This is a genomic window from Streptomyces sp. CBMA123 (genome assembly GCF_014596465.1).
Lineage (GTDB): Bacteria > Actinomycetota > Actinomycetes > Streptomycetales > Streptomycetaceae > Kitasatospora.
Genome location: NZ_MECK01000621.1, coordinates 59,618 through 83,988 on the forward strand (window position 1 = coordinate 59,618; position 24,371 = coordinate 83,988).

Sequence of the window (24,371 nt, forward strand, 5' to 3'; positions counted from 1 at the left end):
ACGGTGGTCCGCTTCCACCTGGTGTCCGCAGTGCGGCATCTGCCGGGCAACTGGGGATTGCTGTTCGACTCGCTCGCTGAAGGCGTCGTCGGCTACGCATGACCAATGAGCAGCCCCACGATCGGGGCCGGTCCTTGTCGTCGGATCGTCTGGAGCCCCACAGGCCGCTTCCTGGCTCCGGCACCCCCGGTGTCAGGATGCGAGGAGCCGAGCGGGAGCACCAGCGCCACCGGTGCGGCGGGTGGGGCCGCGGGAGGACCGGTACCGGCAAGAACATGCTCGGCCGGATCCTGATGCGCACTCGTCGTCACATCCGCGCCGAAGCCCAAGGACCCTCTGGCCACTCCGGATAGGCCGCTCAGACCTGCGCCATGCCGCCGTCGGCGAAGAGTTCGACGCCGGTGATGAAGCTGGAGGCGTCGCTGGAGAGGAACGCCACGGCCCTGCCGATCTCGCGCGGGTCGGCGATCCGCCCCGTCGGGTTGCCCTCGCCCATCGTCCGGACCGCGGCGGCAACGGCCTCGGCGCCCTGCGCCATGCCCAGGGCGCTGCGCAGGGACTCGGTGTCCACCGCGCCGGGGCTGAGGACGTTCATGCGGATGCCGGTGCCCTTGATGTCCTGGATCCAGGACCGGATGAAGGCGCGCACCGCGGCCTTGGACCCGCCGTACAGGCCCATGCCGGCTGGGGGCTGGATGGACGCGGTCGACCCGATGACGACGACCGTGCCGCCGGGCGGCAGCAGTGCGATCGCCGGCTGGACGGTGAACAGGACGCCCTTGGCGTTGACGTTGAAGGTCCGGTCGAACTGCTCCTCGGTGATCGCGCCGAGTGGGGCGTGCGCGCCGATGCCCGCGTTGGCCACGACCGCGTCGAGGTGACCGTGGTGTGTGATGACCTCCTGGTACGCGGCCTCCATGTCCGCAAGCCTGGTGACGTCGGCCACGATGCCGGAGGAGTTCGGGCCGATCTTGGCGACCGCCTCGTCCAGCCGGTCCTGCTGAAGGTCGGTGATGACCACGTGGGCGCCCTGGTCCACGAGTTCCTGGGCGATCCCCAGGCCGACGCCGGACGCGCCACCGGTGACCACGGCGACCTTGCCTTCGAGTGGGAGGCTCATCGTCTTCTCCTCTGATGTGCTTGCCTGCACCATGCGAACGATGGCAGCGCATGCCCTACACTCATAAGTGGAGGCGCCGCCACTTACGTCACACTAATCGGAGGCGCCTCCACTTATCAACTCTTCGAGGAAGGAGCCCTCCGGTGACCACAGAGACCGGCCGGCCGCTGCGGGCCGACGCGCGGCGTAACCGGGAGAAGATCCTCTCCACCGCGGTGCGTGTCTTCGCGGAGCAGGGGCTGGACGCCCACCTGGAGCACATCGCCAAGGCGGCGGGAGTCGGGACCGGCACGCTCTACCGCAACTTCCCGACCCGGGAACTCCTGATCGAGGCCGCCTACCGCAACGAACTGAGCCGGCTGTGCGAGGCGGCCCCCGAACTCCTGGCGGCCATGCCGCCACGCGAGGCGCTCCGCGCCTGGATGGGGCGCTTCATCGACTACGCCACCGCGAAACTGGGGATGGCCGAGGCCCTCCGCGCCGTCGTCGACTCCGGCGTCAACCCCTACGCCCACAGCCGGGAGTTGATGATGACCGCCCTCACCTCGCTCCTGGATGCCGCGACCGCCGCCGGGAGCATCCGATCGGACGTCGGCCCGGCCGACATGTTCGCCGCCCTCACCGGCGTCGCGCTCGCCTCGGGAAAGCCCGAACAGCGTGAACAGGCCGAACGTCTCCTCGACCTCACCCTCGACGGACTCAGGTACGGCACAGCGGACTGACGCCGCCGTCTGCCGACACTCGGTGATCGCCGCCCAGGCGAAGCTTCGCCCGGCCCGGCCCGGCCCCTGCGTTCCGACCTCCGCGAGCCGTGGGAGCGGTCGGCCGAACCGGACGGGCTCAGCCCTGACCGGGCGCCGGTGGTGCCGGTGGTGCCGGTGGTGTCGAGGGGGACCAGCCGAGGGCGGGGCCGAGGCGGGTGGCGAGGTCGGTGAGGATCTGTACGTAGTCCTCGTGGCCGAAGGTGAACGGCAGCGCGAAGGCGACTTCGTCGACCTCGCGGTAGCCGGCGTGGGCGTGCAGCCGTTCGGCGAGTTCCTCGGAGTCGCCGACCAGGTCGGGGGCGAAGAGCAGTCGGGCCGGGCCCTGCGGGGCGAGGGTGCGCGGGGTGCGGGCGAGGGCGTACGCCCGGTACTTGGCGCGCTGCTCGGGGGTGGCGCTGTCGGTGGGGATGACCACCAGGCCCTGGGAGACCCTGGCGTGCTCGCCGTCGGGGTGGTGGGCGCGGAAGGCGCGGATCTGTCCGGCCTGGATGTCGGCGAAGTGCGCTTCGGCGTCGTCGGGTTCGCGGCCGGAGGGTCCGCGGCCGGAGGGTTCGGGACCGGAGGGTTCGGGTTTGGCCACGTTGCTGGTCAGCAGGTTGAGCCCCTGCTCGCCCGCCCAGCAGGCCGAGCGCAGGCTGGCGGCGCCGTACCAGAGCCGGTCGGCGAGGCCGGGGGAGTGCGGCTGGACGCGGCGCGAGTACACCTCGATGCCCTCGGTGCCCGCGAAGTCGGAGGCGTCCTCGCCGCGCACCAGGGCGAGGAAGCGCTCGGCGCGGGCGGGGCTGAAGTCCTCCTGTGCGCCGGTGTCGGGGTAGAGCGCGCCGCGCACGTGCTCGTAGTGGATGGGCGGGCCGACGCTGAAGCCGGGGTTGAGCCGGCCGCCGGAGAGGACGTCGACGGTGGCGAGGTCCTCGGCGAGCCGCAGCGGGTTCTCCCAGCCGAGCGGCGTGACGGCGGTGCCGAGCTGGATGCGGCGGGTGCGCTGGGTGGCGGCGGCGAGGACGGCGACGGGGGAGGAGATCCCGTACTGGAGGTGGCGGTGGCGCAGCCAGGCGCTGTCGAAGCCGAGCTGCTCGCCGAGGGTGATCAGGTCGAGGGTGGATTCGTGGCCCCGGCGCGGGTCGGCCTCGTCGAAGAGTCCGATGGTGAGGAAGCCGAGTTTCCGCAGCGGGCGTGGGGAGGTCGGCATGGTGGCGGCTCCGCGTGGGCTCTTGCGGCCCCGGGGAGGGCCGGACGGGTGGTGCTCGTCGACCGTATGCAGGCCGCCCGCGGCGCCACAAGATCGGCGTGCGATCCGGACAACGGGCCGCAACACGGCGCAACAGACGGAAACCCAACACACGGAAACGCCACGGGCGGAAACGCAACAGACGGACCCGCCACGGGCGGAAACGCGGAAAGCGGAGACGCGACGCCGGGAACGCCGCCCGGCGGGCCCCGCCCTCCTCGGGCGGGGCCCGCCGGGGCCGCCTGCGGAACCGGACGGGGATCAGCAGCTGCGTAGCTCCGGGCTCTGGTTGCGGATCTGGTTGTGCAGCGAGGTGAACTCCCGGTACGCCTCGCTGTCGTCCGATCCGGGGCGGAAGGCGCCGACGCGGTGGCAGTTGACGAAGGCGAGCTTGACGCCGAAGTGGTCCTCCAGGCTGCCGCGGATGGCGTTGCTGGCGAGCGCGCGCAGCAGCTGGGCGCGCTGCTCGTCGCTGGGCGTGGTGTTGTCGGTGGTGAACTCGTCGTCGGTGGCGGCGAGTTCGGTGCTGAGTCCGGCGACGACCTGGTAGGCGTACGGGAGCGAGGTGCGGACGGTGTCGAGGAAGTCGGCCTGGTCCACGCGGCCGGCGCGGGCCTGGTCGAGCAGGGCGGGGGAGACGTCGAGCGACATGGAGGTCCTCTTTCGCGGGCGCGCGCTGGGCGCGGACGGGGAATGGTTAACGAAGATGAAAACCATTTGCGTAAAAGGACTGTCCTGGACGCCCCGACGCCCTGTCAAGTACCGCCCCCCGAAGGGCTGACCGGCGCCGCCTCCGGCGGTCGTCGCACCTTGATGACGAACACCGCGATCAGCACCGCCAGCGACGCGAACACCAGCCCCATCTGGAAGGCCGTCGCGATCCCGTGCACCAGCACCTCCGAGGAGTACGGCGCCGGCAGCTGCCCGCTCGCCCGGAACGCGACCGCCTGCTGCGGGGTCGCCTGCCGCAGGAACGCTCCGACCTGCTGCCGGGCCTCGTTGCGGCTCGCCGTGCCGTACACCGTGACCAGGATCGACAGGCCGAGCGAACCGCCCACCTGCTGCGTGGTGTTGAGCATGCCGGTGGCCGCGCCGGTCTCGTGCGGGGCCACGTGCGAGACGGCGGTGAGCATCACCGGCACGAAGATCGAGCCCATCCCGAAGCCGAACAGCAGCGTCGGCCCGAGGACGCCGCCCGCGTAGGTGCTGTGGATGTCGACCCTGGTCGCCCAGAACACCCCGGCGAGCACCAGCGCCGAGCCGGTCACCAGGAACGGCTTCGGGCCCCACCGCACCTGGTTGCGCGCCGCGAACTGGGCGGCCGCGACGATCGCCACACTGATCGGCAGGAAGGCGAAACCGGCCCGCAGCGGGCTGAAGTCGAGGATCTCCTGCACGAACAGGGTGATGAAGAAGAAGATGCTGAACATCGTCGCCGCCACGCACAGCATCAGCCCGTACGCGCCGGAACGGTTGCGGTCCCGGAACAGGTGCAGCGGGGTGATCGGCTGGGCCACCCGCCGCTCGTTCAGCAGGAAGGCCGCCAGCAGCACCACGGCCAGGGCGAAGGCGGTCAGGGTGACGGCGTCCGTCCAGCCGTGGTCGGAGGCCCGGATGAAGCCGTACACCAGCGAGACCATGCCCGCCGTGGCGGTGAACGCGCCGGACAGGTCGAAGCGCCCAGGGTGCCGTTCGGACTCGTTGATGTAGAGCGGTGCCAGCAGGGCGATCGCGATGCCGATCGGCACATTGACGAACAGCACCCACCGCCAGGACAGCCAGGAGGTCAGCATGCCGCCGAGCAGCAGGCCCACCGCACCGCCCGCACCGGCCACGGCGGAGTACACCCCGAACGCCCGGTTGCGCTCCGGGCCCTCCTTGAAGTTGGTGGCGATCAGCGCCAGCGCGGTCGGCGAGGCGATCGCCCCGCCCAGGCCCTGGAGAGCGCGGGCCGCCAGCAGCCAGGGGGCGTTCTGGGCGACCCCGCCGAGCAGCGAGGCCAGGCTGAACACCAGGACGCCGACGATGAACACCCGCCGGCGCCCGAGGATGTCGCCGGCGCGCCCGCCGAGCAGCAGCAGCCCGCCGAAGGTGAGGGTGTAGGCGTTGATGACCCAGGACAGGTCGGTGGTGGAGAACTTCAGCGCCTGCTGGATGTGCGGCAGGGCGATGTTCACGATCGTGATGTCGAGGACCACCATCAGCTGGGTGGCCGCGATGACGGTGAGGGCAATCCCTGGGTGCTGGCCCCGACGTGCGGTCGCGGGCGGAGCCGTGGCCAGGGCACGCGAGGTGGCCATGGCAGGTTCCCCAATGGCTCGGGGGCGAACGACGGGCAGGGGGACGGATTCGTTCGCCACTACCGAAGGTAGCCCCGGGCGATAGGGAACACAACCGTTCATTACGGACAAGCGGCGAGTTTCGGACATCCGCCGATCAGGGGTGGGAAACGCCCGGCGTCACGGGCGGTGACCTGGCGTGTCCGGGTCGTCCAAGGCCCGTTCCCGGCCCGATAGCCCGATAGCCCGATAGCCCGATAGCCCGATAGCCCGATAGCGGGGTGCGCCCGGTCCCCTGCCACCGGTAGCGTCCGCTCGTGACCCGTCGAACTCCGCCGCGCCCCGTGGACGTCGAAGAGCTGTTCCCCGAACTCGCCCCCTTCCGCAGGGAGACCATGCGCCTCCACCCCCGCGCGGGCCGGGCGACCCGCGGTGACAGCTCGGTGGGCGGCCCGCTGCTCTGGCCGGCGCGCGAGCCGTGGCCCGAGTGCCCGCAGCACCCGGGCTCGCCGATGGTCGCGGTCCTCCAGATCCACCGCGGCGACATTCCGGACGTCGTGCCCTTCCCGGCCGGACGGGACCTGCTCCAGGTGCTCTGGTGCCCCAGGCCCCATGAGGGCCAGTGGGTGGTGCCGCAGGTCTGCTGGCGGTCCGCGGCGGAGGTCGGGGAGGTGCGGCAGGCCCCGCCGGTGCCGGCCGACGCCGGGTACGGGCAGCTGCCGCGGCCGTGCGTCGTACATCCGGAGCTGGTCACGGAGTACCCGAGCTGGGACCTGCCGGACGAACTCTGGGACGCCCTGGACGACCGCTTCGAGCAGCTGGAGCGGGAGACGGGCTGGAACTACCAGGACCACCTCTCCACCGCCCCGGGCACCAAGCTGGGCGGCTACCCCGGCTGGTGCCAGGAGCCGCAGTGGCCGGACTGCCCGGACTGCGGAACGACGATGGACCACCTGCTGACCGTCGAGAGCACCGAGGAGTACGGCCCCCGCCAGGCCTGGACCCCGGCCGAGGACCGCGACCTCCACCCGGTGGGCGCCGTGAGCCTCGGCGGCCTGGGCGGCGTCTACCTCTTCGAGTGCCGCAGCTGCCCCGGCCGCCCGTTCGCCCACCGCTACGACACCTGAGCCCGCTGGCGCTCGGGTCGCCCGTCGCCCGCTGCTACTCGATGCCGAGGTCGATGAGCAGGTCGCGAACACGCCGCTCGATCTGGTCGCGGATCGGCCGGACCGCGTCCACGCCCTGCCCGGCCGGGTCCGCCAGCGTCCAGTCCAGGTACCGCTTGCCGGGGAAGAACGGGCAGGCGTCGCCGCAGCCCATGGTGATCACCACGTCGGAGGCCTGGACGGCCGCGACGGTCAGCACCTTCGGGATCTCGGCGGAGATGTCGATCCCGACCTCGCGCAGCGCCGCCACCACCGCGGGGTTCACGGTCTCCGCGGGAGCGGAGCCGGCCGAGCGGACCTGCACCCGGTCCCCGCCGAGGCGGGTGAGGAAGGCCGCGGCCATCTGGGACCGGCCGGCGTTGTGCACGCAGACGAACAGCACGGACGGGACGGTGGAAGTGCTCACGAACGGAATCCTTGATCTTCGGGGAAAGCAGGCGCAGGCGGGGTCAGCGGGTGGCCGGGGTCAGCGGGCGGCCGGGGCCGGGCGGTGGTCGCCGTGCCGGACGACGATGTCCTCGGCGCCGGCCGTCGGGCGGCCGAACAGTACCGGGAGCAGCCCGAGGGCCACGACCAGGCCGACGAGCTGCGCTGCGATGAACGGCAGCACCGAGGTCGGGGCGATGCCGGCGAAGGTGTCGGTGAACGCCCGGCCGATCGTCACCGCCGGGTTCGCGAAGCTGGTCGAGGACGTGAACCAGTACGCGGCGCCGATGAACGAGGCGACCGCGATCGGGGCGAAGTGTGCGCGGCCGATGCGGGCCAGTCCGAAGATCAGCAGCACCAGGCCGGCGGTCGCGACGACCTCACCCAGCCACAAGTGCGGCGCCCAGCGGTCGTGCGTCGACCAGCGTACGAGCGGCTCGGCGAACATCGCGTCCGCCAGCACCGCCCCGCCGATCGCCCCGGAGATCTGGGCCGGGACATAGGCCGCGACCTCCCGCAGGCCGGGCCCGTCCGCATCGTGGCGGCTGGTCCACCAGGCGGCCAGTGTCACGGCCGGGTTGAAGTGGGCGCCGGAGACCGGGCCGAGCAGCAGGATCAGCACGCCGAGGCCGAACACGGTCGCGAGCGAGTCGGCCAGCAGCTGCACGCCGACGTCGCTGGACAGCCTGGCGGCCTGGATGCCGGAGCCGACCACGACGGCGACCAGCGTGCCGGTCCCGACGAACTCGACGGCCGCCCGGCGGCCCAGCGGTGCCATCCCGGTCATCTGGATCCTCCGGCGGCGGCCGGGGCCTGCAGCAGGGCGGACAGCTTGGCCAGCGCGGCGGGCAGCACCCAGTAGTAGACCCAGGTCCCGCGGCGCTCGGAGCCGACCAGGCCGGCCTCGCGCAGGACCTTGAGGTGGTGCGAGATCGTCGGCTGGGACACGTCGAACGGGCCGGTCAGGTCGCAGACGCAGGCCTCACCGCCCTCGTGCGAGGCGATCAGCGACAGCAGCCGCAGCCGCACCGGGTCCGACAGGGCCTTGAACATCCTCGCGAGGTCGACGGCGGCCTCTTCGCCCAGCGGTTCACGGACCATCGGCGAGCAGCACACGGCCGCGTCGTCCTGACCGAGCACCACAAGCTCTTGATTCGACATATGTCTATGTTGACAGCTGTCGATGCGAGTGGCAACGTCGTCCATATCGACAGCCATCGAATCAAGGCTGGAGTCAAGGCCCCGAGTCGAGGCTTCGAGTCAAGATCGCCGATCAGGAGAACCGCCATGTCCCGCGTTCAACTCGCTCTGCGCGTCGCCGACCTCGAAGGATCCGTCGCCTTCTACTCCCGGCTCTTCGGTACCGAGCCCGCCAAGCGCCGGCCCGGGTACGCGAACTTCGCCATCGCCGAGCCGCCGCTCAAACTCGTCCTCATCGAGGGCGAGCCGGGCCAGGACACCCGCCTGGACCACCTCGGCGTCGAGGTTGAGAGCACCGAGCAGGTCACTGCCGCCGCCACCCGCCTCCAGGGCGCCGGCCTCGCCACCTTCGAGGAGGAGGACACCTCCTGCTGCTACGCCCTCCAGGACAAGGTCTGGGTCCATGGCCCGGGCCGGGAGCCCTGGGAGGTCTACGTCGTCAAGGCCGACGGCGACACCCTCGGCAAGAGCGCCACCGCCCCCGGTGCCTGTTGCACCACCACCGACTCGACCCCCGCACCCACGGCCTGCGCCTGCGGCTGACCGAGGCCGGCCGAACCCACCGGCGCCGCACGGGCGGTGTGGTCAGCCGGCGGTGTGCTCCCGGAAGGGGGTGGGGGCCGGGGGTCGGTTCGTCGTTGCGGGTGTCGGGGAGGCAGAGGGCGGCGACGGCCGCCAGGGCGTAGGCGAGGCCGGCGAAGAGGACGATGCCGGCGGCCGGTCCGGACCCGGCGGTCCTGCGCGCCGCCGTCACCACCAGCCCGGCCAGGCTGCTGGACTGGTCGCGCCGGGCGCGCGCGGCGCCCGTAGCGCAGGCACCTGTACTGCAGGCACCCGTACCTCAGGCACCCGGGTAGGCGCGGCCGGCCCCGCGCGTGCTCCCGGTCGAGGTCAGAAGACGCAGGGGATGCCGCCGTCGGACTGGGCCTCGACCTTGGGGCCCTGCATCGGAAGGTTGGCGGTCGGATCGTTCGGAGCCGCGCTGGGGGTGGCGGGCCGGTCGGAGGCGACGCCGTCGAAGGAGGTGCCGAGGGTGACCACGACCCGGCCGGTGCCGGCCGAGGCGGACTCGGTGGCGGTGACGCCGTAGCGGGCCGCTATCCGGTCGGCGGCCTCCTTGGCGCCCTTGCCGTGGGTGACCGTGGTGGTCTTGGGCTTGGTGCGTGCCGGGCCGGTCGTCCCCTGCTTGAAGCCCAGGCCGACCAGGACCTTGGCCTCGTTGGCGGAGGACACCCCGGCGGCGGAGGAGGCGTTGAACACGTCCACGGTGGCCGGGGCGGCGGCCTGGGTGGGCGCCGGGGGCGGGGTGGTGCCGGTCGGTTCGCTGCTCGGGGTGTCGCCGGGGGCGGGTACGGGAGCGGCGGTGTCGGCGTAGCCGAACACCTGCTTGACCACCTTCTGGATCTTCGACGGGGTGACCAGGTTGACGTCCTGCCCGTTCTTCACGCCGCCCCCGTCGTAGGTCAGCGTGTTGAACTCGACGTTGCCGCCGGTCAGGGCCGGGGCCTGCTGGGCGAAGTCCAGGACGTTCCACTCGTTGTCGATCACCAGGTTCTTCTGCACCACCCCGAACAGCTTCTGCATCGCCCCGAGGTCGCCGATGACGCCCTTCTCCTTGAGGTTGTGCATCACCGAGGAGATGAAGGCCTGCTGGCGGTGGGTCCGGGCGAAGTCGTCCGAGTTCCCGTGGCCGTCGTTCAGGTTGTGCCGCTGCCGGACGAAGGAGAGCGCCTGCGCCGCGTCCAGCTTGCTGCGCCCGGCCGGGAGCTTGAGCCCGGTGCCGCCGCCCTCGTGGCCGGGAGTCCGGGCAATGATCGGGTCGTCCACCGGGTGGGTCAGGCAGACCTCGATCGGCTTGAGCGCGTCGGCGATGTCGTAGAAGCCCATCAGGTTGACCTCGGCGATGTGGTCCACGGGCTGGTCGACGAACTTCTGCACGGTGCGGACGGTGGCCGCGCGCCCGGCGTCCCGGCCGGCCTTCTCCAGATCGGCGCCCTTGAGGCCCTTGGCCTTCGGGCTCCGGTCGAAGGCGTCCTTGGCGTTGCCGTAGGCCTCCTTGATCTTGGCCATGCCCATCTCGGTGCCGCTCCCGTTGAAGGTCATCACCCAGTCGTCGCGCGGGATGGAGACCGCCTGCACCTTGCCGCCGTTCGCCGGTATGTGCAGCAGGATCAGCGAGTTGGTGTTGTACCCGCCGATGCTGGAGTCGGCGCCGGCGTGCAGTTCGTTCTGGACGACGGCCGGGTCGACGTCCGAACCGTCCATGTTCTTGCGGCTGTCCAGCCCGATCAGCAGCAGGTTGACCGAGTTGTCCAGGTGCTTCGGGGCGTCCTTCCTGGTCTCCTCGATCGCGTTGGACGTCGTCATCCCGTCCGTCAGCGAGGTGTACTCGTACCAGACCACCCCGCTGGTCGCGAACACCGCGAAGCCCACCGTGCAGGCCGCCACCCGGCCCACGATCAGCACCGGCGACCGCCGCCCGGCCGGCCCTCCGCCCGACAGCTCACCGCCCGCCGCCTCGTGAGCGACCTGTCCACCCTTGCGCCTCCGGCCCACCCTGCCCGCCCGTCCTCGATCGACAACTCTCCTGACTCTCCGAGCCATTGGCGGGCCCGATCTGTTGCACGACGTGTCGTAGATCACGCCCACCCGGGGCCCGGTCGTGCCGCCCGTCAGCCGGCCCATGCGCAGCCGCCGGCCGGTGGCCGGTCAGATCCAGCGCCGGTCGCGGGCCGTCAGGGCCGCCTGGAACCTGTTCGGGGCGCCCAGGCGGCGCAGCAACGAGGCGATGTGGCCGCGGTAGGTCCGCAGGGACACGCCTAGCTCCCGGGCCCCGGCCTCGTCCTTGTCGACGCGCGCCATGACCTGGAGGACCTCCCGCTCGGCCGTGCTGGGAAGCTCCTGGGCGAGGGTGCAGGAACGTGACCAGTAGCGCTCGAAGAGGTCCAGGAGGTGGGAGAGCAGGCCGGGCTGGCGGACGATCAGGGCGCCCCGGGTGATGTCGCGCGGGTCGGCCGCCACCAGGGCCGTGCGCCGGTCGAAGATCACCATCCGCTCCAGCGGGCCGGCCGTGCCGCGCACCTGGGCGCCCTGCTCGGCGAGTTCCGACGCGAAGTGGTCGACCCGCGGGCAGTCGAGGGCGCTGGTGTGCACGATGGTCCGCATCCGTAGACCGCGCCGCAGGTACTGGAGATCCGACGTCCTGATCGCGTCGAGGGCCGCGGTGAGGATCGGCCCCGGGTGTGTGGTGAGCCGCTCCTCGCGGGCGAAGAAGGACAGTTCGTCGACGCTCGCGATGACCTGGTCCAGGCCCTCGACCTGCTGCAGTTCGCTGACCGCCGCGTGCCTCCCGGCCTGCTGGTCCTCGGTCAGGGTGTCGATCAGGTGGCGCGAGGCGGCGACCTGTCGGATCTCGCCCTGCAGTCCGTGAATGCGAAGCCGCGCCAGCCGGTCGACGGCGGTCGTGGGGTCGACACCGCTGAACGCGCTCAGGCCGCTGGTCGCCCGTACCACGCCCAGGTCCCGCAGCCGGTCGACGGTGGCTGCCGCATCGTCCTGGTCCGTGCCGCAGAGGTGGGCGATCGCCGCGAGCCCGATCCCGGGGGACCGCAGGAGCAGCCGGTAGACCGTCTCCTCCCGCGCGCTCAGGCCGAGCACCGCGAGCGCGTTTGCTTTCATGGGACCTCCGGGTGACGGCGTGGGTGAGGTGCGGCGGCCCGGCCCGGGCGCGTCGACGGGAAGTGATCCTGCACCGGTGCGCCGGGCCGTCCCAGGGGCCTCCGCCTCGAATTGGTCGGGACCAATGTCCTGAGCCTTGCAGGAGGCTGCACGCCGTATCTGCAGGAAGTGCCCCGGGTATCAGGCCGGTTCTCCGTGTACCGACGGATAGGTTCGACAGGCCTTCAGAAGTGGAGGCCCGGAAACCCAGCGACAGGAAGCCGCGAGAAAGTGATACCCGTGCACCACGCGTTTCGTCGGACGATCCCTGGTCTCACCGCACTCGGTATGGCCACGGGAGCCACGTTCCTCCCACTCGGCACCGCGCGCGCCGAGACGGCCGCCGACTGTTCGGGGCCCGGGGTCTCGTACTCGGTGGACGGGGGCCGCACCTGGCGGGCGGACGCCCGGATGGCCGAGCCGCACGGCGTCATCGAGATCGAGCTCGACCGGGCGCCCGAGGTCGGCTGCCAGTACGAGTTCTCGCTGGCCTCGTACGGCACCGAGGGTCCGACGTGGCCGACCTCGGGCCGTCAGACCCTCCTCGGCTGGGCGACCGTCACGCTCGACCGGGACAGGTTCAGGGCGACCCTGGACGTGTCGGCCCACCTGCCGGAGTGCTACGGCCAAATCGACCTGTACGTCGGCAGCGAGAGGTTCGACGGGGTCGCCGGTCCGCTCCCGCGCTATCCGGACAGTGCGCTCGAGGATCGGCTCGTCGCGGCGTGGAACGGGGGCCTGCCGTGCGAGCCGAAGCCGACGTCCTCCCCGACGTCCTCCCCGACGGCGACGCCCACCGTCACCCCCACGGCGACGCCTACCGGGACCCCGACCGCGACGGTGAGTCCGACCGCCACGGCGACCGCGACGGTGAGTCCGACCCCGACCGCCACGGCGACTCCGACCACCACGGCGGCTCCGGCCCCGGGCCCGTCGACCAGCGCCGCACCGTCCGGGTCACCCACCGGCACTCCGTCGGCGGCCCCGGGCCACGACGAGTCCCCCTCGGCGCCACAGCCCTCCGGCCCGGCCGTCTCGAACGCGCCCGGCGGGAGCCTGGCCCGCACCGGCGGCGACGGTGACCGGATGCTCGCCTACGGCGTCGCCGGCGCGGCCCTGCTCGCCGCCGGTACGGGCGCTGTGGTCACCGCACGTCGACGAGCCGTTCGTCGCTGAGGCTTCCCGGTGGAACGCCGTGGCGGTGGGCCACGGCGTTCCACCCGGGGAGGGCTCCGAAATCGGGCCCTGATCCATCTACTCGTTCTGCACCGCTTGGCACTGATCCCGCGCCCGGTGGCGTTCGGCGGCCGATGCCCCGGCCGCCGGACGTCCGGTATCGACGGGCTCAGCGGCGCCAGCGGTGGAAGGTGTCCCACTCCCGGGTGATCCAGGTGCCGTCGCCGACCGGCACCACGGTGTCGACCTCGGCCATCGGGTACTCGATGCGGCCGTGCAGGGCGCCGGTCGCCGGGTCGGCGAGCCAGTGGCTGTGCTCCTGCCAGCGGTCCTCGCCGAACAGGTACACCGCGGCCTCGTCGTACGGGTTGTGGAGCGTCACCATCGCCGTGTCGTCGTCCACGAACCCGCTCCAGGAGGAGATGTACGGGGCGTTGTGCACCGAGCAGTCGCCGGTGCCGGGGGCCGGGAAGTCGCCCAGGCCGAGCGAGGCGGTGACCTGGCGGGTGGGCAGGCTGTGCCAGCTGACGTCCCGTCCTCTGCGGTCGAGGGTCATGCAGCGGGTGTTCCGTGAGTCCGTGCCCAGGTAGTCGCGGTCGCCGAGGCGTAGGGCGCCCCGGTCCTGCGGCGCCGGCCCGCCCAGGACGATGGCCCCGGCCTCCCAGCGCGCCTCGTAGCGGGTATCGGCCGTCCGTCCTCCGGACACGGTCACGCCGGCGACCTCGCCGTGCTCGTCCCAGAGCAGGCCGACGGACCGTTCGTAGCCGCCGCACGGGAGCACGCTCCGCGCCAGCACCGTCCCCTGGGCGTCCAGGGTGAGGATCAGGGTGCGGTCGGGCAGGCCGGAGGGGAGCCGCAGCCAGATCCGGAGCTCCGTGTCCGCGCCGGCCGTGTCCGTCCCGACCGTCGAGAACGCGAGGTACCCCCAGCGGCCCACCTCCCAGGCGCCGTACGGCTGTTCCCACAACCTCCTGCCGTCCCGGGCGACGGCGACGTACCCCGTCGCGGTGCCGAAGACGGCGAACGACAGGTCGGGCGCCGGCCACACCCTCGGCCACGCGGTGGGCGCCGGGGCCGGGAACTCGGCTGCCGGCTCCGCCTGTTCCCGCAGCTCGTGGACGCGCAGCGACCCGGCGGTGTGGACCAGCAGCCGGGGAACGGGGCCGGTGGGGTCGATGAAGGCCTGGGCGCCGTGCGGGTCCGGGATCGGGTACGTGGCCACCAGTCGCGGTGTGATCGTCATGCCGGAATCCTCTCGCAGCGTACGGCTGGCGGGATCTTGGCGGCCTCAGGCGTTCACGCCACTCGTGGGGCGGGCCCGGGGATCAGAGGATGGAGCCGTCGCCGACCGGGGATGCCGGTCCGGATCCCCGCCCCACCAGCAGGAACACGAGGTAAGCCCCATGCCCGCCACCACGTCCCCCGAGATCACCAGCGCCGTCCTGAGCGTGCCCGCCGCCGCCCCGGCCGAGGCCGCCGCCCACTACGCCGCCCGGCTCGCCTTCGAGGCGGACGTCTCCGACGTCCACGCCGACCTCGCCTCCGGTGCACCCGGCGTCGTGGTCGTCGACACCCGCAGCGACGTCGCCTGGGCCCAGGGCCACATTCCCGGCGCCCTCCACATCCCCACCGCGCGGATCGCCGACCTGGCGCCCCACCTGATCGACCCGGCCCAGACCGTGGTCACCTACTGCTGGGGCCCCGGCTGCAACGGCGCCACCCGCGCCGCGCTGGCCTTCGCCCGCCTCGGCTACCAGGTCAAGGAAATGCTCGGGGGCTTCGAGTACTGGGCCCGCGAGGGCTTCGCCTACGACTCCGCCACCGGCCCCCAGCAGCGCCCCATCGACGACCTGACCGCCCCGCGCTCGGGCATCTCCTGCGCATGCTGACCCACACCGCACGGCCGGGCGGCACCATCCGCCCGGCCACCCCGGCCGACCTCCGGGCGATAGCCCACCTGTGCGCCGCCCACGCCGCCTTCGAACGCGCCAGTCCGGTGCCCGCCGACCTCGCCGAGCGCCTGGCGCCCGCACTGTTCTCGGCACCGCCGAGAGCCTGGTGCCTCGTCGTCGAGTGCGCCGGCGAACTGATCGGATACGCCACCTACTCCCGGGAGTTCTCCACCTGGCAGGCGGCCGACTACGTGCACCTGGACTGCCTGTTCGTCACCGAGGCCCACCGGGGCGAGGGCTGGGGGCACGCCCTGCTCGCCGCCGTGCGGACCGCGGCAGCGGCCGGCGGCGCCACCCAACTCCAGTGGCAGACACCGGACTGGAACACCGACGCCATCCGCTTCTACCACCGCGCGGGAGCCCACGGGCGGTCCAAGCTCCGCTTCGCACTTCCGGTGGGGCCGCAGCCGTCAGGCGTGGGCGTGGGGGACGGGCTTGCCGGTGACGGTATCGGCCAGGATCCCGGGTGCCGAGTGGGTGGTGCAGGACGGCCTTGAGCCGAACGCATTCCCCCGTCACCCCGCCAGGGCCGCGCGGAGGAACCGGAGGATCTCGGTTTGGGCGGCTTCGGCCTGGGGTTCTACGCCGGGCAGGGTGAGGAACGCGTGCTGCGCGCCCGGGTATTCGGAGAGCCGGGCCGGTGTCCCGGCCTCGCGCAGCCGCTCGGCGTAGCGGCGGCCGTGGTCGGCGACCGGGTCATGGGTGGGCACCACCACGAGTGCCGGGGCGAGTGCGCCCAGGTCGTCCGCGTAGAGCGGTGAGACGGCGGCGGCGTCGGTCTCCGACGGGGCGGCGAGCCGTTGGAAGAGCCGCAGTTGTGGCAGGGACAGGGTCGAGGTGTGTGCGTACTCGGCCATGGACGGGTAGCCGAACATCGTCCCGGTCACGTCGGCCACCGGGTTGACCAGGACCTGTGCCCTGAGTGTCAGGCCGGCCTCCCTGGCCCGGAGGGCGGCCAGGGCGCTGATCAGCGCGCCGCAGCTCTCGCCGAAGACGGCCGTGCGCGCCGGGTCGACGCCCCATCGCGCGGCGTGCCGCACCAGGTGGTCGAGGACGGCCCAGCCGTCGTCGGCGGCGTTCGGGAGCGGGTCGGTGGGGGAGAGGAGGCGGTGCTCGACCGAGACGACGAGTGCGGGGAGCCGGGCGGCGAGGTGGCTGTTGGTCCAGTCGCACTGGGCCGCCGTGCCGACGAAGCCGCCGCCGTGGACGTGCACCACCAGTGGCAGGTCGGCCTGCGCGTCGTCCTCGTCGCCTTCGGCCGGGGCCGGCCGGTACACCCGGACCGGGAGGTCGCGGCCGGGCAGCGCGATCCGCTGCCAGTGGATCGTGGCGCCGGGGTGTGGCTCTCCGAGGACGGCCCGAGCCGCTTCGGAGGCACGGAAGCGGTTCTCCGCCTCGCGGTAGGCGAGCAGTTCCCCGGTCGTGATCGTCCCGAAGTCCGGCTCCGGCGGCCGGGGCGCGGTGGTTGCGGTGGTGTTCTCACTCATGTGCCCTGCTCCTCTTCCGGCGCGATGCCGGGTGTCGTCGCGGTCGGACAACCCGATGCCGACATTATGCACGCACCGCGTGCAGCGGCGAGTGCATTAAGGAGCGCATTGGCGAGTGCATGCATTAGGCTCAGTCTGGACGAAAGGGGCGGGATGACTGGCCGCAGGCGATGGTCGACCGAGGAGATCCTGGACACCGCGGCGATGCTGCTGCGCACGGGCGACGCCGAGTCGTTCAGCGTGCGCAAGCTCGCCGCGGCCCTGGGGACCGACTCCTCCAGCCTCTACCGGCACTTCCGCAACAAGACCGAACTGCTGCGCGCGGTCGCCGACCGGGTCCTGCTGGCCACCATGGACGGCCACCGCCCCGAGGGCGACTGGAAGCAACGCGTCACCGCCCTGGCCCTGCGCCTGCGCGAGGCCTTCGGCGAGCAGCCCCAACTCGCCGCGATCTGGGGGCGTTACGGCTCCGGCGGCACCGGGTCCCGGCTGGTGATGGAGGAGTTGCTGCAGGCCCTGCGCGCCTCCGGCCTGCCCGACCCGGAGATCCCGGCGCGCTACCACCGGCTCGTGATCCTGCTCGCCGCGCTGATCTCCTCCGAGGCCGGCCTCAGCACCGTCAGCTCCGAGGAGTACGCGCAGGGCATGGAGCAGTTCCGCGTCGCCGTGCTCGGCGCCGACCCCGAGCACTTCCCCGCCCTGGCCCACTTCGCCCGCGACATCCGCCCCCTCGGCGCGGACCGCCGTACCGCGTTCGAGGAGATCCTCGCCGCCCAACTCGCCCACATCGAGGCCAAGTTTCCCTGAGCTTGTGGCTCGACGAATCCGGCCGACCGGCCGGAGACGTCCGACGCTCGGCGGCCTCCGGTCAGGCGGACCGCTCGGCGCCGTAGGGGCCGTGGCGCACCCGGAACCTCATGGGGCCGGCCTGGACGCGACGGTCCCCGGACTACCGGGGCCGCCGCGTCCAGGACCGGTTGGGCGCCGCTACGCGGTTCCGGCGCAGTTGGTGAACGTGGGCCTGGTCCGCGCGCTGTAGATGCTCGCGCCGCCGTTGTTGTCGTACTTGAGGGGCACGGTGATGGTGTCGTCGGCGGTCCAGGGGAAGCCCTGGGCGTCGAACGTGAAGGTTCCGGTGGCCTTGGTGGCCAGTTCGGACAGCGTGACCCACCCGTACTGGCGCGGAGGCACGCTCACGGTCAGCTTGCTGCCCAGCTCCTGCTTGAGGTCCACCGTGGTCGCGCCGTTGATCTCACCGGTGATTTCCAGCTCGACCTTGGCGAGACCGATGTCGCCGCCGACCTTCAGGCTTCCCCCCAGCTTGAAGCCGATGGTGTTGCTCCACCCCGTGGTGGTGCTCAGCGAGAACTCCCACGGGATCGTGGTCGAGGTGTCGTTGAACCAGATCGGGGAGACGCACTGCTCCGGCAGCGTGAACGGCGGTGTCTGGCTGCTCGTGGTCCACGAGCAGGTCGCAGTGTCCTTGTTGCACCGGGCGGCCGCGTAGTCCACGGCGGTGTTCCACGCCGTCTGGTAGACCTCGGTGGGCAGCGTCCACTGCTGGTACGGCGTGTTGTCGCACCGGTAGGTGTACGCCCAGTTGTCGCTGGCGGGAGGTATCTGGACGGTCAGGCAGGAGTTGTCGCCGACCTGGCGGATCCTGAACGCCTTCTGTGCCGATCCGGCGACCGGTTGGAAGTACCACTGTTCGGACGCCCGCCCGTCACAGGGCTGTTGCCGCAGTTGGTAGCCGGCGGTGGTCAGGTCCACGCACTTGCCGGTGGTGGCGTTGGCGATGGCGAAGCCCGAGCCGAGGCTGGTGCCCGTGTTGATGCGCCACGTGGTGGCGGACCCCGGCGCCGGGTTGACGGAGATGGCCGCGTTGTCGTCGTAGCTGCCGTCCTGGACGTCCAGCAGCTTCCCGTTGCTGACGTTGGTGAACGTCAGCTGGACCAGTGCCGTGACCGACGCACCGCTCTCCTCATGCGCGGCAGCAGGGGACGTCATGATCCCCACGGCCGCGCACAGCACCGCCGCGACAACGGTCGCTCTCCTCCATAGGGTTGGTCTTCTTGTTGCTCTTCTTGTCACCGATGTGCTCCTTTCGTCGTGCCCCTACGGCCTGTGCCCTGGGGAGTTGACCTTGTTGGACAGGTTGCCCTTGCCGCCGAGCTCGTCGATGAGCGAGGCCTCCGCCTTCTCGCGAGAGCCCTTGCCGCCGGGGACGTGGACGAGGAGGACGTCGTCACCTTTCTCCGTCCTGCCGTTCCTGACGTGTTCACCCAGTCGACGGTCGAAGTCATTGGTCTGCCCCACGTACAGCCGCCCCTGCGGGTCCGCCCTGTCCTTGAACGCGTAGACCCCCTCCTGCGGAAGGCCACAGCTGTTGTTGTGCACCAAGACCGGCGTCGGCCCCGCCAGCACGAAATAGGTATGGATCTGGCCAACGGTGAGGTTGTAGACGGTCTGGCCATCGACGTCCCCGCGATCGTTCACCGCCGTGACGGTCACGGCGTCGGCGCCGCGTGGGCCGCGGACCTGGTCGCCGCGTCGCAGGTCGCCCGCGTCCGTCCAGCCTCGGCCTTGGACCCAGATGGGGTGATTGGCGGTGGCGGTGATCGTCGTCGGGGTCCGGGTGTCGAGGCCGATGTCGATCAGGTGTTTCGTGCCGTGGCCGACGATGACGTCCGTGACGGGTTCAGCCGCGGTGTGACCGGTGGCCGGGTCGGTGGCTTGGACCTGGTCGCCGATCTGAACGGAGCTGATGGGTTTGGTGGTGCCGTCGGCCATCACCACAGGGGTGTCCGTGGCGAAGGAGTTGCACTTCTCCGCGGCTTGGGCGGCTTTGCCGACGGTCGACGCTTCCTTCGCGGCGGATCTTGCGAGGGTGCTGGCGAGCTTGCCGCCGGGGACGGCACCGAGCGCGTCCATGGCGGCTTCTTTGTAGTGCCCTTGCGCCAGTTGCCCGGCCGCGGCCGCGCCAGAGGCGACCGTCCCGATCGGGCCCGGCACGAAGGCCACCACTTCCGCCGCCTTGGTGGCGGTGGAGACGACCGATTTCCAACCGAAGGTGCCGGCGAGGTCCAGGCCGTTGATCGGGTCCGCGTTGACGTAGTCGTAGTCGTTGGCCGACCCGCCCTGCACCGGGTCGACCTGCAGGAAGCGGCCGAGCACCGGCAGGTAGACGCGTGCGCCCATCTCGATGGCCTGCTGGCCGGCCAGGTGCTCCACCGGCCGCTCGTGCTGGCCCAACCACCCGAAGTCCATCCCACCGGCCGCGGTGGCCGGGACGGAGATGTCGGTCAAGGCGCCGGTGGCGGGGTCGATGTTCTGGCCGTACGGGTCGTAGAGGCGGATGTCGCCGGTGCGGGTGGCGGACCCGTCTGCGGTGAACAGCACGTCGCCGTGGATGTTCGGATAGGCCCAGTTGGTGGTGGCGGCCTTGTCGTAGTTCTTGGTCAGCAGCACCCCGCCGGGCAGCGCCACGATGCGCTGGAGCAGGCTGCCGTCCTTGCCCAGGATGAGGTCCGCGTCGTCGTGCTTGGAACTGTAGGAGTAGCGGGTGGTCCCGTTCTTCGACACGTCGGCGGCACCGGCGATCGTGCGGGCGATCAGCCGGTCGGCCGGGTCCCTGGTGTAGGAGATCGACGTACCGGACGCGGTCGTGGTCTGGACGTGCCGCCTGGTGGAGTCGTAGCCGAGGGTGTCGCCCCCGAGCGTGACCGTGTCGCCGTGGGTGTCGTAGGCCACTGTCAGCGTCAGGCCGCCGCTGGTGGAGGTCAGCCGATCGGCGTCGTCGAAGCAGTAGGTGGTGGTGACCGCCGGAGCGCCTTCGAGGCTGTCGGTGGACGAGGTCCGGTTGGTGTTCCGGCCGGCCGCCTTGTTCGTACCGCAGCCCTCGGCCGGGTCGAACCGGTAGCCGAGCTGGTGGTGCGGGACGGTCGCCGCGGTCAGTCGGCCCAGGGCGTCGTAGGTGTACGAGTAGTTCGCGACGGGCTTCCCGTCCGCGGTCACTGCGTCGTCGGTGACGCGGTTGTCGCGGGAGCGGGCGACCGTGTCGACCACCGTGGATGCCGAGGTCTTCCACGTCAACGCCGATGACTTGCCCGCGTCGTTGCGTGCCAACGAGGCGAGGCGGGATCCATTGCCGTAGGCGACACCGGCCAGTTCGGCGGCGGCGTCGTAGGCGGGGGTGGCGGCCGTGACCCCGTCCACCGTGACGTTGGTCAACTGGTTGGCGGTGTTCCAGGCGTATGCCACCGTACTGGACACGCCCTTGACGGTGGTGGTGTCCGTCGTCAGCCGCCCGACCTGGTCGTAGGTGGCCGTGGAGGTGACGCCGTTGGCGTCGGTGTAGCCGACCTCCTGGCCCAGCAGGTCGATCACGGTGGTGATCGACCCGTTCTCGTCGGTCACCTTCGAAGTCAGCGGGTCACCGCCGACGGCGTAGTCGGTGACGACGGTGCGCGCCGCCTTGCCGCCGTAGGCGGGCGCGCTCTTCCTCACCACCCGACCGCGTACGTCGTAGCTGTTGCAGGCCCATGCCTCGTCGTTGATGCGCTGGGCCACCACACGGCCGGCCTCGTCGTACACCGTCTCGCCGGTGAGCGCTGGTCCGTTGCCCGGTTTGGCGGCCGTGGCGGTCTTGGCCATGCCGCCCTGGTTGGCGGCGGGAGCGTTCGGGTCGCAGGGGTTGGCGCGGCTCTCGCTGTCGCCGTAGTAGACGGTCGTGCCGCGCTTGTCGGGGTTGGCGATGTCGCCGGCGGGCATGGCCGTGGCCAGCCTGCGCAGATAGCCCTCGCCAGGCCGCTCGTAGGTGGTCCGGGCGGTCAGGCCCAGTCCGCCGGGGTCAGCCGTAGTGGACACCGGGAGCCCGTACGCCGGGTCGATGCCCGCGCCCGGATCCGAGTAGCTGCTGGCGGTGTGCCTGGACGGCGCCCGTTCCTTGTCCCCGCCGGAGGTGTCGTCGGTGGTCGTACCCGTCGCCCACCCGTACCGGGGCGCGAGGTTCGTCCCGGGCACCGGGGCGGGGGCGCCGGCGCCGGGCGGGGTCCAGGTGAAGTCCAGGGCTCCGGTCGTGCCGGAGCGGTTGTAGTAGTCGACGCGGACACGGTGCCGGCCGCCGGCCGTGGTGTTGACGTACTTTCCGGTGACCGCGGTGGCGGATTTGTCGCCCCAGCCGTCGACGGTCAGGACGTCGTCGACCCACAGGCGGACCCCGTCGACCGCGGTGAACCCGAGGCCGTACTCCCCGGCGGCCGGGAACTGCAGCTCGCCGGTGAAGCGTGCGGACCAGCCGCCGGTGTTCGCCACCGGCGGGCTCGCCGCCCACGACCGTGACAGTGCCCCGTCGGCGGCGCCGACCCCGGTGGCGAACACCGTCGGGACACCCGCCAGCTCCGGGTTGTCGTAGAAGGCGGCGGACAGCCCCGCCAAGCCCTCGTCGTAGGTGGTGTGGGTGTGCGGCATCGTGGCCGCGCAGGCGGGTGTCGGGGTCTGGCCGGTGAAGCAGGACGCCGGCGCGGGCCCGTACTTGTCGACCGGGCGGTCGGCGTGGTCGTAGACCGTGGTGGAGCGGCGGCCCGCGCTGTCGACGGACGCGGTGGCCTGGTCCTTGGTGTTCCACTCCGCGGCGATGCTCGCCCCGGTGAAGTCGGTGGTGACCAGGGCGCGGCCGGCGTCGTCGTAGGTCACGGTGCGCGAACGGGTGGAGTCGTACACCCCGGCCAGAGCCACGGTGGCCTGCTTGCGCTCCAGGTAGTACTGGTAGAAGTGCTCGGCACGCAGCCCGCTCGAACGGCCGTCCGGGGCAGGTGCCAGCACCTGCACCGCGCGCAGGGCGGGCGGCTCCTGGGGTAGTTCGGTCACGGAGTCGTAGCCGATGACCGTACAGGCGGCGGCGATGTCACCGGTGTTGGTGCACCCGTTCTCCGCGGACGGGGCCTGGTGCGCCACCCAGTCGTAGGCCAGGCTGCCGCGGATGGTGGCCAGCGGCCCGATGCTGTCCAGGGCCTTCTGCTTCTCCTCCTCGTTGTCCCCGGCCTGGTCGTAGCGTTGCTTGGCCGAGGCCCGGCCGAGGTAGTCGAAGTCCTGCATGACCGCGCCGGGATTCTCGACCCGGGCCAGGGTGCCCATCTGGTACCACAGCCGGGTCTCGCTGCCGTCCCAGTAGCGGACCCGGCACAGCATCTGCGGCGGTGCCGGGTCGGAGCCCGGCGGCCGGGACGCTGCGCCGTAACAGCCGTCGCTGCCATCGGTGTTGTAGAACAGCTGGTGCGACCGGCCGGAGACCGGGTCCTTGATCTGGGTCAGCCGCGGCGGTGTCCCGCTGTAGACGTACTGCAGTGCGGCCGGTTTCCTGCCGTCCAGCACCGACTCCACCGCCGCGAGCGTGCCGTCGGGGTTGAACAGCGAGACGGTGTCGCCCTCGGTGAGCGTGATCCGCCCCGAGGCGTCGAAGGCGAGCACGCCGTCCTCACCCACCGGCGGCGTGTAGCCGCCGGAGGAGGCCTTGGCCCAGGTGTGCTTGCCGCCGGCTCCGTCGGTGAGCACCACCGAACCGTCCAGCATCTCGGCATGGCTGTAGCCGCTGGACTGCGCCGACAGCGTCCACCCCGCCGGCAACGACTCCGAATCCGACGAGAACAGCCACTCCGTCGGCACGATCCGCGGTTCGAGGTTGTGGCTGCGCTGGTCATCGGCGCCGACGGAGCTCTTGGCCCACAGCACCATGCGGGGACGCTGGTCCGAGTGGTGGTACAGCTCGACGCGGATCGGCACCAGCTGGCCGGCCTTCAAGGCGACATCGTGGTCCTGGTGCGGGCCGGGCAGCAGGAAGTCGTCCCCGGGATCGGCGGGGTCGGGGTTGTCGTAGACCAGCTTGTCGCCCAACCAGACCCGCGCGCCGTCGGTGTGCGCGCCGGCGAACCGGAAGTCCCCGGTCACCGGGGCCTTGAACTGGCCCTCCCAGCGCACGACGAACCAGTTCTTGTCCAGGGCCGGCGGCATCGGGTTGTCCCGCCACGGCAGGTTGTCCGGGTTGCCGGTCCACGGGATGCCCCAGTCCAGGTTGACCTGCGACTCGCCGCGCACCATCACCGGGGTCGCGTCCGGGGCGCCCGCGTGCCGCGCATCGTTGAAGTACGAGGCGCGCACGCCGTGCGGGGCGCCCTGCCGGGAGTTGTAGGCGAGGTTCACCCCGGCCGGTCCGCCGACGGTCTGGAACGCGGGCCCGGCGGCCTCGACGTGCGCGTTGCCGTTGAACAGGTTCACCGTCACCGGGCCCAGGTGGTCGGTCGGTGCCGGCCCCGGGTCGCCGACCCGCTGGTTGACCGTGAAGTGCCCGACCCACTGCGGCGGCGTCGCGGTCGTCTCGCCGGACATCGCGGTGGCCGCCGTCCAGGTGTAACGGCCGCCGTCGTGCAACACGTGCTTGGGGACCGTCCACTGCGGCTGGTCGAGGCACCCGGAGTCCACCACGCTGCCCGAACGACCGTCGAACCCGGTGGAGATCTTGAAGCAGTACAGGACGCCGTCACCGGCCGCGGCCACCTGCAGCGCAGGCGTCTCCGTACCCACCACGGCACCATCGACCGGGGAGACCATGCTGGTCTGCGGCGCCGCCGGGGCCGCGGCGCGCGCGGATCCGTGCGCGCCGAACCGCGGATGCCCGCCGGTCGCCAAGGGCGCGAAGTCGGCCTTCGGCTGCCGCACTTCGGCCCGCGGCTGCTGCTCGGCCGCTGACGGGACCGACAGGATCGGCAGATCCCGCGGCACCGTCCTCGACGCCGCGGACGCGGACGCCTGTGCCGATGGCAGGACTCCCGCCTGGAGTAGCGAAGCCACCAACACCGTCG

At 71.8% G+C, this 24,371-nt stretch carries 20 protein-coding genes; 7 read left to right on the top strand and 13 right to left on the bottom strand.

What is annotated here, in order from left to right; genetic code table 11:
- Positions 1-358 precede the first annotated feature (358 nt).
- Positions 359-1,120: an SDR family NAD(P)-dependent oxidoreductase gene (locus BG452_RS41345; protein ID WP_188309515.1), complete on the bottom strand. Its 762-nt coding sequence runs from the start codon at positions 1,118-1,120 to the stop codon at positions 359-361.
- Positions 1,121-1,263: 143 nt separating this feature from the next.
- Between BG452_RS41345 and BG452_RS41350 the strand changes: the two genes are divergently transcribed.
- Complete coding sequence (locus BG452_RS41350) at positions 1,264-1,842, top strand: TetR/AcrR family transcriptional regulator (protein WP_188309516.1); 579 nt, start codon at positions 1,264-1,266, stop codon at positions 1,840-1,842.
- Positions 1,843-1,960: 118 nt separating this feature from the next.
- Here the strand turns inward: BG452_RS41350 and BG452_RS41355 are convergent, their stop codons facing one another.
- The 3 genes from BG452_RS41355 to BG452_RS41365 form a co-directional block, all read right to left on the bottom strand.
- Positions 1,961-3,073, bottom strand: coding sequence for an LLM class flavin-dependent oxidoreductase (locus BG452_RS41355; RefSeq protein ID WP_188309517.1), 1,113 nt, complete (start codon positions 3,071-3,073; stop codon positions 1,961-1,963).
- 300 nt (positions 3,074-3,373) lie between these two features.
- The gene (locus BG452_RS41360) at positions 3,374-3,763 is read right to left on the bottom strand and encodes an SCO5389 family protein (protein ID WP_188309518.1); all 390 of its coding nucleotides are present in this window, start codon (positions 3,761-3,763) and stop codon (positions 3,374-3,376) included.
- Positions 3,764-3,867: 104 nt separating this feature from the next.
- Entirely contained in the window at positions 3,868-5,412 is a 1,545-nt protein-coding gene (locus BG452_RS41365) for an MFS transporter (protein ID WP_188309519.1), read from the bottom strand.
- Positions 5,413-5,708: 296 nt separating this feature from the next.
- Between BG452_RS41365 and BG452_RS41370 the strand changes: the two genes are divergently transcribed.
- Positions 5,709-6,518 carry a DUF1963 domain-containing protein gene (locus BG452_RS41370; RefSeq protein ID WP_317621481.1) on the top strand — a complete coding sequence of 270 codons (810 nt, stop codon included), beginning with the start codon at positions 5,709-5,711 and terminating at the stop codon, positions 6,516-6,518.
- A 34-nt stretch (positions 6,519-6,552) separates the two neighbouring features.
- Here BG452_RS41370 and BG452_RS41375 read toward each other — a convergent pair whose 3' ends face one another.
- From BG452_RS41375 to BG452_RS41385, 3 genes are read right to left on the bottom strand one after another with little or no spacing between them, the layout of a single operon-like run.
- Positions 6,553-6,963 carry an arsenate reductase ArsC gene (locus tag BG452_RS41375; RefSeq protein WP_188309520.1) on the bottom strand — a complete coding sequence of 137 codons (411 nt, stop codon included), beginning with the start codon at positions 6,961-6,963 and terminating at the stop codon, positions 6,553-6,555.
- A 60-nt stretch (positions 6,964-7,023) separates the two neighbouring features.
- Entirely contained in the window at positions 7,024-7,770 is a 747-nt protein-coding gene (locus tag BG452_RS41380; RefSeq protein WP_188309521.1) for an aquaporin, read from the bottom strand.
- Positions 7,767-8,144 (bottom strand): ArsR/SmtB family transcription factor, encoded by a 378-nt coding sequence (locus tag BG452_RS41385; protein WP_188309522.1) that lies wholly within the window; start codon positions 8,142-8,144, stop codon positions 7,767-7,769. Before BG452_RS41385 ends, BG452_RS41380 begins: the two co-directional genes overlap by 4 nt.
- Before the next feature lie 126 nt (positions 8,145-8,270).
- On the opposite strand from BG452_RS41385, the gene BG452_RS41390 reads away from it, so the two are divergent.
- Entirely contained in the window at positions 8,271-8,726 is a 456-nt protein-coding gene (locus tag BG452_RS41390; protein ID WP_188309523.1) for an ArsI/CadI family heavy metal resistance metalloenzyme, read from the top strand.
- A 348-nt stretch (positions 8,727-9,074) separates the two neighbouring features.
- Here BG452_RS41390 and BG452_RS41395 read toward each other — a convergent pair whose 3' ends face one another.
- Positions 9,075-10,649, bottom strand: a complete 1,575-nt coding sequence (locus tag BG452_RS41395) for an LCP family protein (RefSeq protein WP_188309524.1) — start codon at positions 10,647-10,649, stop codon at positions 9,075-9,077.
- Between the two features lie 243 nt (positions 10,650-10,892).
- The gene (locus BG452_RS41400; RefSeq protein WP_188309525.1) at positions 10,893-11,861 is read right to left on the bottom strand and encodes a response regulator transcription factor; all 969 of its coding nucleotides are present in this window, start codon (positions 11,859-11,861) and stop codon (positions 10,893-10,895) included.
- 327 nt (positions 11,862-12,188) lie between these two features.
- Between BG452_RS41400 and BG452_RS41405 the strand changes: the two genes are divergently transcribed.
- Positions 12,189-13,076 carry a hypothetical protein gene (locus tag BG452_RS41405; protein WP_188309526.1) on the top strand — a complete coding sequence of 296 codons (888 nt, stop codon included), beginning with the start codon at positions 12,189-12,191 and terminating at the stop codon, positions 13,074-13,076.
- A 169-nt stretch (positions 13,077-13,245) separates the two neighbouring features.
- Here BG452_RS41405 and BG452_RS41410 read toward each other — a convergent pair whose 3' ends face one another.
- Positions 13,246-14,319 carry a hypothetical protein gene (locus BG452_RS41410; protein ID WP_188309527.1) on the bottom strand — a complete coding sequence of 358 codons (1,074 nt, stop codon included), beginning with the start codon at positions 14,317-14,319 and terminating at the stop codon, positions 13,246-13,248.
- A 160-nt stretch (positions 14,320-14,479) separates the two neighbouring features.
- On the opposite strand from BG452_RS41410, the gene BG452_RS41415 reads away from it, so the two are divergent.
- Together BG452_RS41415 and BG452_RS41420 are read left to right on the top strand one after the other, a co-directional pair.
- On the top strand, positions 14,480-14,965 hold the full coding sequence (locus BG452_RS41415) for a rhodanese-like domain-containing protein (RefSeq protein ID WP_188309528.1): 486 nt from the start codon (positions 14,480-14,482) through the stop codon (positions 14,963-14,965).
- On the top strand, positions 14,959-15,525 hold the full coding sequence (locus BG452_RS41420) for a GNAT family N-acetyltransferase (protein WP_188309529.1): 567 nt from the start codon (positions 14,959-14,961) through the stop codon (positions 15,523-15,525). Before BG452_RS41415 ends, BG452_RS41420 begins: the two co-directional genes overlap by 7 nt.
- Before the next feature lie 18 nt (positions 15,526-15,543).
- On the opposite strand, the gene BG452_RS41425 is transcribed toward BG452_RS41420, so the two are convergent.
- Positions 15,544-16,515 (bottom strand): alpha/beta hydrolase, encoded by a 972-nt coding sequence (locus BG452_RS41425; protein WP_188309530.1) that lies wholly within the window; start codon positions 16,513-16,515, stop codon positions 15,544-15,546.
- A gap of 153 nt (positions 16,516-16,668) precedes the next feature.
- On the opposite strand from BG452_RS41425, the gene BG452_RS41430 reads away from it, so the two are divergent.
- Positions 16,669-17,322 carry a TetR/AcrR family transcriptional regulator gene (locus BG452_RS41430; RefSeq protein WP_188309531.1) on the top strand — a complete coding sequence of 218 codons (654 nt, stop codon included), beginning with the start codon at positions 16,669-16,671 and terminating at the stop codon, positions 17,320-17,322.
- Between the two features lie 180 nt (positions 17,323-17,502).
- Here the strand turns inward: BG452_RS41430 and BG452_RS41435 are convergent, their stop codons facing one another.
- Both BG452_RS41435 and BG452_RS41440 read right to left on the bottom strand, forming a co-directional pair.
- Complete coding sequence (locus BG452_RS41435; RefSeq protein ID WP_188309532.1) at positions 17,503-18,522, bottom strand: RICIN domain-containing protein; 1,020 nt, start codon at positions 18,520-18,522, stop codon at positions 17,503-17,505.
- A gap of 108 nt (positions 18,523-18,630) precedes the next feature.
- Positions 18,631-24,093: a PA14 domain-containing protein gene (locus BG452_RS41440; RefSeq protein WP_188309533.1), complete on the bottom strand. Its 5,463-nt coding sequence runs from the start codon at positions 24,091-24,093 to the stop codon at positions 18,631-18,633.
- Positions 24,094-24,371: the final 278 nt, after the last annotated feature.